Origin of the sequence: Flammeovirga sp. SubArs3 (assembly GCF_947387565.1) — a bacterium.
In the GTDB taxonomy this organism is placed as follows: Bacteria; Bacteroidota; Bacteroidia; order Cytophagales; family Flammeovirgaceae; genus Flammeovirga; species Flammeovirga agarivorans.
On sequence record NZ_CANDOA010000001.1, the window covers coordinates 96,957 to 109,872 of the forward strand.

Below are 12,916 nucleotides of genomic sequence, written 5' to 3' on the forward strand. Positions count from 1 at the left end.
ATTTTACTCTAAAGTTTCAATAATTTCTGAAACTTCAAAAGTTCACAAATATGAATTACAACATTTATGGGTATTTCATCTATTTGATATGCGTCATATTCATTATTGTGAAAGTAGGTAAAGTCTGTTACGATAACGGAAATGTATTTGCCAAAAGCTACTTAAAAGGAAAAGAAGAGTTATCTGTACAAATCAATAAAATGTTATTGATAGGTTACTATCTATTAAATATTGGTTATGCAGCAATCACTATTATTTCCTGGAATAACATCAATAGTATTGAAGAGTTAATCATTACCATCTCTAATAAAATTGGTGTTATCGTACTGGTTATTGGCCTACTTCATTATATGAATATATACATCATCAAAAATTACATTCACAAACTATTTTAAATCTCTTAATCTAATCATTATGGAAAATTCAAAAGCACTAATTGGTTACCTTATCTATATCCCCACCGTATTTGCCCTTACAATATTTGTGGCAAGGTCTCTCTTTAAAAATAGTAGAGTTTTTATGTTAGATATTTTCCGCGGACGCTCAGAAATTGCTCTATCAACGAATCGCTTATTTGAAACAGGTTTTTATTTACTAAACATTGGATGTGCTTTGCATATCATTGAAATGAATCTTGACAGAGAATCAAGTTACCAAAAATTAGTAGAAGAACTAAGCTATAAGGTTGGAGGGTTTTCGATCTATTTGGGAATTATGCTTTTTATCAATCTCTATTTATTCTTTAGAGGGAAAAGAAAAGCTGCTCAAAAAATAGCTCTTGATCATGTGGAAAGTTAAACATCTCAATGAAAGACTAATGGATGTAAGGCGGATTAGCATTGCCTTTTTACAATGCTTTTCGCTGTCCATGATGACTATCCCTATCCTTCAATATCATATATTAGGTTCTAATTCTCGGCCTTTTGTTACACTGGGCTTACTCAGTTTCTACTTTCAGATATTATTTCTAGTATGGTTCTTCTTAATACATTTGATTCTTGAATTTATCCATGCTAGAAAGAATAAATTCTCTTATTATCAACATTTTGTAAATAATAAGATCATATTTTGGAGTTGGTATCCTCTAGTAATATTTGTTGTACTCTGTTTGTTTATTTTCTTTCTTAAGCACCTTAAGAATTAAACATTCTATAGGATAGAATTATATATAAAAAGACAGCCATCTCAATATAGAAATGGCTGTCTAAAATCTTTACATCTTTAAACTATCATCATCTTAACAAAGCAAAAAAATTGATGGGTTAAAAAATCATCGGTCAGTTAAAAAAATTGGTTAGTTATTGAGTTAAAAAAGTAGATTGTAAAACTATGAATCACAGTATAGTATACTTTACTTCTAGCCTATTCCATTTTTATTTATCGACACAAAAATTTCATAATCCGATTTTGTTTGTCGAAAAAGGCTGAATTGTTATCAAAAAGAGACTTTTAATAGAACACCTCTTTTTTAGGCATTACTCTACTCTCTTTTTTCATAAACTAATAACCATATTTTGAATAAAGGATTAAGCATACGATCGTAAGAAGAAAGATTACGAAATTTTTTTATTCGATGAAGACGAAATTACTATATGTAGCCAATATACTTTTTTGTGGTTTTCTAGTTTATTCTTGTGAGACTGTTGAGAAAGCACCAATAGAAGATAATACTGATATTATCAGCGACACTATACCCAATAATGTAGCAGATACCGATTCTACACTAAATGATAGTATTGCCACAACCCCTGTAGATTCTACTTTAGTAGAACAAGATACAATTCCAGGATTTCCTATGGGTCCTGCTGAACAAATCGATGCTGTTAACCTTAAAGCAGACTTCTTGATTAAGATGTATGATATAGAAGGAAGACAAAGGGCTGAAGACCAAATTCTATTTAATCGGGACTTAATTGTTGTTTATGATGAACACAATGGTCAAACTCCTGGTGAATATTATTATGATGAAAAGGAATTAATGCTAATGAATGTACCAGTTGGTGAAAATTCATTTTGGTCGGAGTATTTGGCTCCAATTCCAGAAGGCCACCAGATTGCGACTGCTTCTTTAGTTCATGAAGATGAAGTGTCCTACTTTAATTCAGCTTCTATAATAGAACAAATAAGGAATGAGAAAGAAGCAATAATGAACTTCCGATCAGAAGTACAATACCAAAGTGTTGATGCAAATACAACATTAGATGTATTTAATATGCATGCTAAAAATGGTCGTATAATCGTTGGAATATCATATAATTCTCCTTCCACTACTTATTATATTTCTGCCATCATGAAAGTGTATAACAAACATGGAAAAGAGATTTTTACAGTAAACTCGGATGACATAGAAACTACTTCTAGTAGAAATGAATACGGTGTAGGTTTAGACTTTACAGATCCCCTTGCCACAACCGGAGCCTTTGTAATTATTGATGTTTCATTGATCAATACTGAAAACGAAAGCGATACCAAATCCTGGACTTTGGATGGTCAATTGGATGAACGTTTCAAAATAGAAAACGGTATTTCCAAAGGTATCTCTATTGATATAGATAATAATGCAGCTCCCAAACTAAAAGTCCGTTTAGAAAGACAATAAAAATAAAAGCGTCAACCCTATTGATAATAAGTGGTTGACGCTTTTTTTATGCCATCGCTTCTTCAGGCTGATTCTCTTTAATGAGATCATTAATTGCATCCCAAAGTTCTATTCTTTTTTTCAGAGCCTCCTTAGCAGTTACTAAAGTTTCTTCCCATTTTATTGGGTCATCTCCGCAAAGTTCTGTCACCATTTGTAAGGACAATGGGCCATGCTCATCACCATCTAGCTCTATATGTCTTTTTAGGTAATAGATTACCTTATTATACTTTTCTTGTTCCTCTGTATTCTTTAAGATTTCAAAGAACATATCTGGAATAACATCTTCCCTACCAAATGTAAAAGCAGATGCAACCAAATGCGTTTTATTGGTATGGATTACAGAAAATGTATAGTTGACAAACGCTGCTACTCGTTGATCGATTCCAGTATTTATTAATGCCTCTTCTACTGATACTCCGTTTTGAATTTCATTTACGAATTGGAAGATAGTAGCAGTGTTAGCTGACACTTGAGTCATTGCATCCAAATACATTTCATAATGACTCTTTGGTTCACCCAACTCATTGATATCACTTTCCTCTCCACAAACGATTTCATTGATAAATCTTGCTACGGCAGGATTGGCAGGTGGTGTCCAAGGGAATGTGACATTTGTAAGCTGCTGTTGTAATGCTTTTAAAAGGGACATAAAATCCCAAACAGCAAAAACATGATGCTCCATAAAAACTTTGATATCTTCTACCTCTTTTAAGTTTTTATATAACGCATGGTTAGAGAGTTCATTCCTTAATTCTTGAATCTCCTTTTCGATATTTTCTACAGTAAGCATTGTATAAAGTTTGATTGTTCTCTTATATAGACAGTAAACAGATTGAGATCAAAAATGTTCTTCTTCTGATGAGTACTGTTTGTAGTTTATCATGCTGGATGAATCACAAAGGTAATCAATAGAAGTAGGCAGAAAAACCCAAAAAGATATAATTCCCGAAAACGTAATTATTCATCACTAAAACTAAGCTTCTTTTTTATTTCTTCTTTAAGTTCTCATCTCATCATTTGATTATAAATGAATGATTCCTTCCTTAAAATAACTCATTAATAGCAATAAATGATGTTTTTTCTTCAAAAGACAGAAATTGAAAACAGACAAACACTATTCGTATGTCCAACCCTAAAAAGTGGCGTTATAGTAATTAAGTTTTCAATAACAGCTCTAATAATCTTCAAAAATAATAACCCAGAGTAAGTTAAAGAAAGCGACTCAAACATATTAATTATAACAAATACTTTTAATTTTTTTAAAAATGAAAAACAATTTACTTGCTAAATTAGGTGTAGCTTCAATCGCGTTAGGTGCAATTGCATGTAACCCACAAGAATCATTAATGACTCCAGGAGCTGATCAAGAAAACGTAATTCCTTCACAGTCTCTATCAGAATTACCAACTTCATTTATCATGGGTGGTGTTTCTAGAGCTGCAGGTCAAGAAACTGACGACGTAACTGTAGATTATGCTAACATTAACGTTCATGTTTCACAAAACGGTGTTGCTGCTCGTGGTTATTCTTACGACCCAGTAAACCAATTATTAAAAGACATTCCTTACGGTTACAACGACTTCTACGCAGACTACCCAGCAGTTATTCCTGCAGGTCATGAAGTAGCAGTTGGAGAGCCAATCCACATCGATCAATTATCTGAGTACAACGGTGAAGCTGTTTTAGATTACATGCGTGAGCAAAGAGAGCCAATCGTTAACTTCTTATCAGGAACTCAATCTCAAGATGTTAACTCTGCAACAGTTCTTGATCCATTCGTAATGATGCCTCAAAACGGTCGTATCGCTGTAGGTATCGCTTTCGAATCTCCAAACGAAAACTGGAGACTTGGTGCTGAATTTACTGTATACAACAAGCAAGGTAAGAAAATCGGTAAAGTAGAAGGTATTCCAGTAGAAAACCAAATGCCTAACGATATCTTCGCTATCGGATTTGACTTCACTGACGTTGAAGCTGTAACAGGTGCGTTCGTAGTTATCAAAATCGAAGTTGTAGAAGTAAACTCTCAAGGCGAAAGAACTGGTGAATTCCACCAATGGACATTAGATGGTCACAAAGACAAAACTTTCTCAATCGAGAACGGTTTATCTAAAGGTTTCGTATTCGATATCGATGAGAAATTCACTCCATCATTCCAAGACTTAACTTCAGAATTCGAATTCGTACAATTAGTAATCGACGACGAAGTAGTTGAGTTAGACTAATTATCTAATAAAATTGATAAACTTCGAAGGTGAGGTAATGTATATCTAAAAGTAAGGTTCCCTCCAGATGTATTATCATGTTTAGGTCATATGACCTCCCGAGAAGTTTTTAATATAAATAAAAGGAAGCAAGGTGATTTATTTACCTTCGCTTCCTTTTTGTGTTTACAAACCTTAGCTATACAAAAAAGCCTACTCCATTTAGGAAGTAGGCTGAATAAATAGTAATCGTACATCTCTTTAACTTTTCGAGATGTCTGGGTAAAGGGTTATTAATTCTTTAAAGCTTTCTAGTAATATTACCATTACTGATATCGATATAAATTACTTGTCTAGTAGTTTTTGAGATCATCTCCCATGTATTACCTGTAAATCCTCTATCAATATATTTTTCTCCTTTATAAATGTAATAGACCTCTTTTTGACTTTCGAAACGTTCTGCTGTTCTTGGTACAATTTCATTATTCAAAGTAACTTGAAGGTCAAGATTGTCATCGCTAATTCTTTTTGCTGTACCAATTACAGGAGATACAATGATATCGTCATCTCCACCTGGGTTACCAAAATCAGGGTCGATAGGCTCTTCCGGTGCTTCTGGGTCTACTACTGGAGGTCTAATTCCAATATCAGTATCACCGTCTTTGTCTGAACCATTACCGTCTCCATCTGTTGGAGGAATTCCTTCGATAGGATCATCCTTATCAATTCCGCCAATAGGTCCCAAATCATCACTTCCACAAGATGACAACAAAACAATAGACAATCCGAATAGTAAGATTTTTCTCATTTTTAAAAGTTGGTTATTAAAATTAATGATAGGTAAATTCTGACGCCATCCTAGAATTTGGTTTTAGTTTGGATGACGTTCGATTAGTATAACGGGAGTAAATAAAGTTAGTATTACCAAATTGAAGTCAAATGCTTCCGAATAAATACCAAAAAAGAGGCTACTTCCTCAATAACCTCTTTTTTGTATCACTATTAAATTATCCTCTCGATGGATTTACTGTGTTTTATTTTTCATCATTTCTTTCCAATATTCGGAATGAATTAATCAAAAAAAAACGAAGCCCCCAATTACTGGAAACTTCGTTGAACTTAAATACACATTTTATTTTACATATATCTTCTCAATTGAAGATTTATCTCCGCTAATCATTTTTACAATTAATACTCCTTTAGCATTTGAAGGAAGAGCGATAACCTTGCTGTTCACCAATTCTGTACTATACACCTCAACACCACTTACTGTGTAAATCGAAATACTTGTAGGGTTTGATGTACCTACATCAAGAGTAAACTGACCGGTATTTGGGTTTGGATAAACACTTACACCAATTAGATCATCTGCTGCAGATAATGGTGGTTCTTCTTCCGTTACTGCATTAATTACGAGAGTTTCTGTTGCTGTACCTTCATAATTAGCATCTTCAATAATTGCTACTACTTCGTACTCTCCAGCTTCCGTTGGAGCCTCAGTTTCTCCATCATAGGTTACTGTTACTCCCAATCCTTCAACATCTGATGTTGCAGTTGCTGATTTAGAAGTACCATCGAAATCATGTACTAAATCTGATAGGGTGATCGTCGCTATTGCTTTAGAGATCACCAAAGATGCCGTCGTTGACCCTTCATAATTATCGTCTACAATTGTTGCAACAACCTCATAAGATCCTGCATTCATTGGTAACTCTTCAGAGTCATTGTACGTCACCGTCATTTCTAAATTATCCATATCAGTTGTAACGGTAGCTTCTTTTTCTGTCATATCATATGTATGATTTAATCCCGACACCGAAATGTCAACAACTGCTTTACCAATTGAATAAGTCACTTCATCCGAACCTTCATAATTTTGATCATCTACTGATAAAGAGAGTGTATGTGAACCGGCATCAATACCATTACCTGCAGTAAGTTCAGTGATCGCTTCTATACCATTAACGTTGGTTGTGACCTCAGGAGTTTGAAGTTCGCCTGTGTAAGTAAAAGTTTCCGCACCTACTGTAAACTGAACTTCTGCTTTATGAATCGTATAAGAGAAATCGGCATTACCTGCATACATATCATCCGTAATACTGATATTTACATCATATATATCAGCGTTGGTTGGAACGTCTGTTTCACTATCGTAAGTAATATCTACTTGCTCTACAGAAATTAGTGTTCCTTCAGCATCTTTAATTTCATAAACGATTGGTTGGGCCTCACCATTATATGTAGTTGATGTTGTTGCAGTAATATAAGCAATCATCTTCTCCGTGATTTCTAATGTGGCTGTTTCTGTACCTTCATAATTATCATCAGATATCATAACGGTTACATCATACTCTCCTACCTCAATAGGCGAAATTTCTTCATCATCTTGTTTGTAAGTGATATCATAATTTACATCTAAATCCTGACCTTCATTATCCTTGATTATAACAGTAACTGCTTTTGCATTACCATCATGGATAAAAGTTAAATCTGAAATTTCAATGTTAGCTGTAGCTTTATTAATCACAAAGTTACTTACATCTGATCCTGTATAGTTGTCATCATCAATAGTTGTTGTTAACGTATAGCTACCAGCATTTATACTTTCTGATGCATCTCCTGTTACGGTTTGATTTAAAGCTACTTCAATACTTGGGGTCACCGTAGGTATTTGTTCTTGTCCATTGTAGGTAAATGTGGTTTCACCTACTGCAAAAGTGACTGTTGCAGGCGCGATAGTGAAATTAGTACTCAAAGTATTTTCTGAGAAGTTATTATCATCCACAACAGTGACTACAACAGCATACGTTCCAGCATCTGATGGTACTGTCTCAGACATATCATAAGTTGTTACCGTATTTACTTGATCAGAAATATCATTATCATCTCCATCTTTCACTACATATTGAAAAGCTATAGCTTCACCTGTATATGAAGGTATTGAACTAACTTCTTCAATGGTTACAGCTCTTTGCGTAATAGTATAAGTTGCAGAGAAATCTCCCTGATAGTTTTCATCAACAATTTCAACTGTTACGTCATAATCTCCTGCATTCATTGGAGCATCCGATGATTCATTATTCTGCTCATCAACATATAAAATAGAATATTGAAAATCAGTTGCTACATTCACCTCCTGAGTATTTCCATTATATTCAACTGATAAGTCATCATCTGAAATTGTGATTTCACCTTCCGCCTTTTCAATAACAAAAGTGGCCTCTAATTGACCGGAATACATGGCTTCATCTACTGTAGCTACGATGTTGTAGTCTCCTGCATTTAATGGCATTTCATCTTTACCATTATACTTAACCATAACAGATACACTTTCTGTAATATCGTTATCTTGGTCATCTAAAACTGTAAAATCCAACATTACTTCTTCACCAGTATAGACAACGTCGGCTGTATTTAATGTGATTGAAACCGGCTCTCTTGTATCGATACCATTTAGCTCGAATACGCCTATATCTCTTGTACCGTTCACTTCTTTACCTAATATATCAGTAGCAGTACCAAAATCATTAACACCAGCATCTACTGCAACACTACCCTCTGTAATTTCTATAAAATGTACTCCAAGCAGATTGGTAGAAAGATTTGTTGCAACTTTCATTTTATCAATAACTTCTACACCATCCGCATTGGACGCTTGTGTGTTATTACCGGCTGTAGGCATTTGGAAAACTGCATTCACAGTATGGAAAAGATTATTTCTAAAAGTAGTTGTATTTGCGTTGATCACATCACTACCTGAACTCACAAAAATATCCAATTGCCACCCATCGCTCACTTGCCATACATAATTGTACAATAAGTTATTGCTTACATTAATAAGATTTAAAAGGTAACCATTGGTACCATGACTTAACCATAAACCTGTAGCTCCTCCAACTGTTTCTTCTCCTAAGTAATTATAGTTTGCAGTAAAAGTATTGTTCTCAAGTATTAAGTCTGTATTTCTTGTTGAGTTAGCAAAAACCGCTACTGCACCACCACCTTTAGCAGTTGTGTTTTTATGAACAGTGGTATTTTTCATAGTAAATGAACCTGTAGAGACTGCGATAGCTCCTCCTCTATTGAATGCTCTATTTTCGCCAAAGTAAGAGTTATAAACTTCCAATATACCACCACTTACAATTGCACCTCCATTTAAGGATTCTTCTCCATTAATCGCTTGGTTATTGATAAAATTACAGTTCTTTACTACTAAACTACCCGTTGAAAGAACGTTGATAGCTCCGCCACCATCGGCAGATAAATAATCTTTTACAGTAATTTGATCTAAGGTCACACTTCCCAATACAGATAAGAATTTGCCTGTTCCAGAACCCGCAAATACAGCCTGTTCGTCCCATCCTTTAATCGTTATATCACTCCCTTCTGCAATTTCTAAAGATTGGTCATTGAATGTTCCTTTTACAAAAATTGTTACGCCTGTTGAACCATTCAATAATGTCAATGCCTTATTAAAAGATTGTAATGGCATATCCATAGAACCACTATTCGTGTCTAAACCATTTTGACTATCCACATACAATTCTGATGCAGGAGCCTGGTACTCAATAGCACCAATATCTCTACTATCACCCGATTGTAGATTACCAATCATGTCTTTTTCAGGAGCATACGTCATATTTGCAGCATCCTCCAATACACTTCCAGCTAAAACAGGAATAAATTGTACTCCGTTTGCTGCAACCTCTATGTTTTCACCAAACTTTAATGATTCGATATCACCACCAATAACATTCTGATCTTCGGCTTTAAAAGAATCACCAAAACTTGTTGTTTCTACAATATTATTTTTCAGTACCAAAAGGTCGTAGGTATCATCTTCACCTTTAGTATCCCAGTTAATACTTTTGTACCAACTGTTCTTCAGGTTATAGTTATTAAAAGCAACGGTATTGATAATTTCAACAGAAGTTAGCTTACCATTTTTATCACTTAGGTTAATACCTGCACCACCTGTACCATCACTACTGTTATTAAACACTGTACTGTTGATCATTTTAAACGTAGCCGTTTTTCCTACAGGAGGAGCGACATTTATCGTTCCTGCAGTCCAACTCGTTTGGTACAGGTTATTTAATGTAAATAAAGAGTTGATTATTTCCAGCGTTCCTTCATTAACATGCACTGCGGAACCATTCGATTTTGTCTGGTTTCTTGCAAAAAACGAGTTATTAATATACAATTCACCTGAAGAGTAGATGGCTCCACCATTGTTACTACCATAATTGTCAATTACGTTGACATTATTCAAAGTACCGGCTCCCGTAGGGTTAATTTTTATTGCAGGACCATTAACGGTGGAATTATAATTTCTTAGTGTAAGATCATGTAGAACAGCAGTGGTATTAAATACTAAACCTTGTACTGAATTATCGTATTCGTCCGTAGGCTGTAAGAATGTTTTATCTGCTCCTTCACCATAAAACGTATACGTTTTTGAACCTCCAGAAATTGTCTGATTGTCTACTTTTGCAATACCTTTAATATAAATATTGATCTCCGTTAAATTCGAGTATTCTCCTGTATAGGCTCCTTCTTTCCCTTCTCCAATACTTGTTGTGTGGTAAAGGATAAAGCCTAATGTTTTAAAAGGATGTTCTGGTGTTAAACCATAAATGATCTCTTCATCATCAATTGTTTCAGAGATTAAGTCTTCACCAATTTCTGCATCTACATAAAATGCGTCTTGAGCAAAAGCCTTTCCCTGGAGAGCTACGAAAGCGAGAAAAGCACAGATAGCTGTAATTTTGTTGAGTAAAATTCTTATCATCATCTAATTCAAAAAGAAGGTGTTAGTAAAAAAATATTTTTTTGTGTGTTTAATACACTTTATGTAAACCTACTACTCTTTTAAGTCTCTTGTTAGCATTTGTTTACCCTAGTTAAGTACTATTTTGACTATAAGGATCTAGCGTTTATTAAAGCGTATAATGAGTTGGTTATTAATCATCAAGAAATAGGTCCCAGCTATAAGTTTTGAGACATCAATAGTATTGGTGTTCAATGCCTTTACTAGGATTCGACCATTTATATCTTGCACTATTAATTCTGTTACTTTAAAATCAGCCTTAATATGTAGCTCCGATGGAGTAGGATTTGGAAATAGTGTTAATTCAGTACTGCTACTATCAAGTGAGGTCACTTTATCATCTTCTGATTTACTTTCCTCTTGTTCTTGATTATTTGCCAAACTCAATTGGAAGGAAATAGTGGATGTTGCCGAATGATAAATATGATCACCTTCTTGTGAGGCTGTGACTGTCACCTTACCTATCGCAATATCTAATGTGATCATATTCCCCTCTAAAGTAGCTGGCCCATCAATGGTATATTCCAATGGATATCCAGAAGTTGTAGAAGCCTCTACTGCAAACGATTCATCAGCTGTTGTTTTATCATCAATAGGTAAAATCGTTATTTCTTGTTCTACTTTTGTGATATAGAAAGACTGTGTTACAGCTTCTGCTGATTCATGATGCTCATCTCCTAATTGTTGTACTTCTATTTCAATTTCACCCGCCTGATTTACCGTTAGCTCATTTCCAGAAACGGTAGCATCTCCTTTTAATATATTAATATCAACAGGTAAATATGAGCTTGCTTGAACTTCTAATTCAAAAGTTCTTTCTAACATATTTCGGTCAGCGATAGCAGGAAAATCTATGATTTGTCTCGCTTTTGCATCAATATGAATTAGACCTAAAAAAGTAGGGTATATAAGTTCCTTTTCCCAAGCATATAAATCTTCTTCCATTTCTCTGACAAGATCTTTATGAGTGGAAACCAAGCTTTTGGTTTCGCTAATATCATCTTTAAGATTGTATAGATCATTGGGCCATTGTCGATTTCCTGTAACCATCAACTTATAATCTCCTTTTCTGATAGCATATTTATTATTATCAAATTTTCTTAGGTAAATCGCATCATGGGGTTCTCCGGTTCTTTCTCCTGTTAGAAATGGTACTAAATTGACTCCATCTAGAGGCTTTTCAGGATCAAGCTTTGCATTTGATACTGCTGCTGAAGTAGCCAAGATATCCAACGCACTTATTGGTTTATCATAACTTTGTGGTGTAATTTCACCTTTCCAAGACATCAGAAAAGGTACTCTATATCCTCCTTCAGTCACACTGCTCTTACCTCCTTTAAGGACACTATTATCTGAAGCATTTTGTGCCTCAGGACCTCCATTATCTGACAGTAAGAAAATGATGGTATTCTTATCTATTGCTAACTCTTCTAGTTTATCTAGTATTTGTCCGACACCTTCATCTACAACATCAACCATTGCTGCATACGTTCTTCTATCATTATCTACAATTGAAGCATACTTATCTAAGTATTCTTGTGGGGCTTCTAAGGGTGTATGTGGTGCATTATATGATAAAAACATAAAGAAGGGGTTGTCTTTATTCCTTTCAATATATCTTACCGCTTCCTTAGAAAATTCTTTAGTGAGATAATCAGATACCTTAACTGGTTCGAAATCTCTTTGTATCCATGTTCTATAGCTTTCACTCTCAGTCGAAGCTTGATGGGGATATTGTATAGTATACTTTTCAGGGAAATAAGAATGACCACCACCTAGATGGCCGAAAAACTCGTCAAAACCTCTGTTTAAGGGATGTAATTTTTCAGTGGCTCCCAAGTGCCATTTCCCAATAATTGTAGAATGATACCCTGCCGTTTTCATGATATCAGCAAATGTATCTTCTGCTAATGGAAGTCCCATATTATCATCTTCAGTAGTGTACTGGGGATTACGCTCGAAACCAAATCTTTGCTGATACCTACCCGTAATAAAACCAGCTCTACTAGGACCACATACAGGATAAGAGGTATATGCACTACTAAAAGTCACTCCTTGTGCAGCCAATCGATCCATATTAGGAGTGTGAATGTCTTTACAGCCATGGAAACCAAGATCTGCGTACCCTAGATCGTCCAACATAATCACAATGATATTGGGGGATGTAGAAACTTGACCAAAAACAGAGATGCTAAAAAATAGAAATATAAAGAAAGGTGTAGTCTTATTCATCATGTTAAT

The 12,916-nt window shown here is 34.7% G+C and carries 8 protein-coding genes; 4 read left to right on the plus strand and 4 right to left on the minus strand.

Annotated elements, in window-relative coordinates:
• Positions 1-50: 50 nt before the first annotated feature.
• From QL232_RS00380 to QL232_RS00390, 3 genes are all read left to right on the plus strand, one after another.
• Positions 51-395: a hypothetical protein gene (locus QL232_RS00380; RefSeq protein WP_168884581.1), complete on the plus strand. Its 345-nt coding sequence runs from the start codon at positions 51-53 to the stop codon at positions 393-395.
• 19 nt (positions 396-414) lie between these two features.
• Positions 415-798: a hypothetical protein gene (locus QL232_RS00385; protein ID WP_168884580.1), complete on the plus strand. Its 384-nt coding sequence runs from the start codon at positions 415-417 to the stop codon at positions 796-798.
• A gap of 775 nt (positions 799-1,573) precedes the next feature.
• Positions 1,574-2,599 carry a hypothetical protein gene (locus QL232_RS00390; protein WP_281612558.1) on the plus strand — a complete coding sequence of 342 codons (1,026 nt, stop codon included), beginning with the start codon at positions 1,574-1,576 and terminating at the stop codon, positions 2,597-2,599.
• A 46-nt stretch (positions 2,600-2,645) separates the two neighbouring features.
• Here QL232_RS00390 and QL232_RS00395 read toward each other — a convergent pair whose 3' ends face one another.
• Positions 2,646-3,431, minus strand: a complete 786-nt coding sequence (locus QL232_RS00395; protein WP_281612559.1) for a DUF3050 domain-containing protein — start codon at positions 3,429-3,431, stop codon at positions 2,646-2,648.
• A 475-nt stretch (positions 3,432-3,906) separates the two neighbouring features.
• On the opposite strand from QL232_RS00395, the gene QL232_RS00400 reads away from it, so the two are divergent.
• Complete coding sequence (locus QL232_RS00400; protein WP_168884577.1) at positions 3,907-4,866, plus strand: hypothetical protein; 960 nt, start codon at positions 3,907-3,909, stop codon at positions 4,864-4,866.
• A gap of 280 nt (positions 4,867-5,146) precedes the next feature.
• Here QL232_RS00400 and QL232_RS00405 read toward each other — a convergent pair whose 3' ends face one another.
• The 3 genes from QL232_RS00405 to QL232_RS00415 form a co-directional block, all read right to left on the minus strand.
• The gene (locus tag QL232_RS00405) at positions 5,147-5,653 is read right to left on the minus strand and encodes a hypothetical protein (protein ID WP_168884576.1); all 507 of its coding nucleotides are present in this window, start codon (positions 5,651-5,653) and stop codon (positions 5,147-5,149) included.
• Between the two features lie 324 nt (positions 5,654-5,977).
• The gene (locus QL232_RS00410) at positions 5,978-10,639 is read right to left on the minus strand and encodes an MBG domain-containing protein (protein ID WP_281612560.1); all 4,662 of its coding nucleotides are present in this window, start codon (positions 10,637-10,639) and stop codon (positions 5,978-5,980) included.
• A gap of 135 nt (positions 10,640-10,774) precedes the next feature.
• Positions 10,775-12,910, minus strand: coding sequence for a sulfatase-like hydrolase/transferase (locus QL232_RS00415; RefSeq protein WP_281612561.1), 2,136 nt, complete (start codon positions 12,908-12,910; stop codon positions 10,775-10,777).
• Between the last annotated feature and the right edge of the window lie 6 nt (positions 12,911-12,916).

What these genes read in the sequence shown, in the direction of transcription:
- QL232_RS00380 (WP_168884581.1), top strand. Translation starts at nt 51, where the DNA reads ATGAATTACAACATTTATGGGTATTTCATCTATTTGATATGCGTCATA.
- QL232_RS00415 (WP_281612561.1), bottom strand. Translation starts at nt 12,910, where the DNA reads ATGATGAATAAGACTACACCTTTCTTTATATTTCTATTTTTTAGCATC.
- QL232_RS00405 (WP_168884576.1), bottom strand. Translation starts at nt 5,653, where the DNA reads ATGAGAAAAATCTTACTATTCGGATTGTCTATTGTTTTGTTGTCATCT.
- QL232_RS00385 (WP_168884580.1), top strand. Translation starts at nt 415, where the DNA reads ATGGAAAATTCAAAAGCACTAATTGGTTACCTTATCTATATCCCCACC.
- QL232_RS00390 (WP_281612558.1), top strand. Translation starts at nt 1,574, where the DNA reads ATGAAGACGAAATTACTATATGTAGCCAATATACTTTTTTGTGGTTTT.
- QL232_RS00410 (WP_281612560.1), bottom strand. Translation starts at nt 10,639, where the DNA reads ATGATGATAAGAATTTTACTCAACAAAATTACAGCTATCTGTGCTTTT.
- QL232_RS00395 (WP_281612559.1), bottom strand. Translation starts at nt 3,431, where the DNA reads ATGCTTACTGTAGAAAATATCGAAAAGGAGATTCAAGAATTAAGGAAT.
- QL232_RS00400 (WP_168884577.1), top strand. Translation starts at nt 3,907, where the DNA reads ATGAAAAACAATTTACTTGCTAAATTAGGTGTAGCTTCAATCGCGTTA.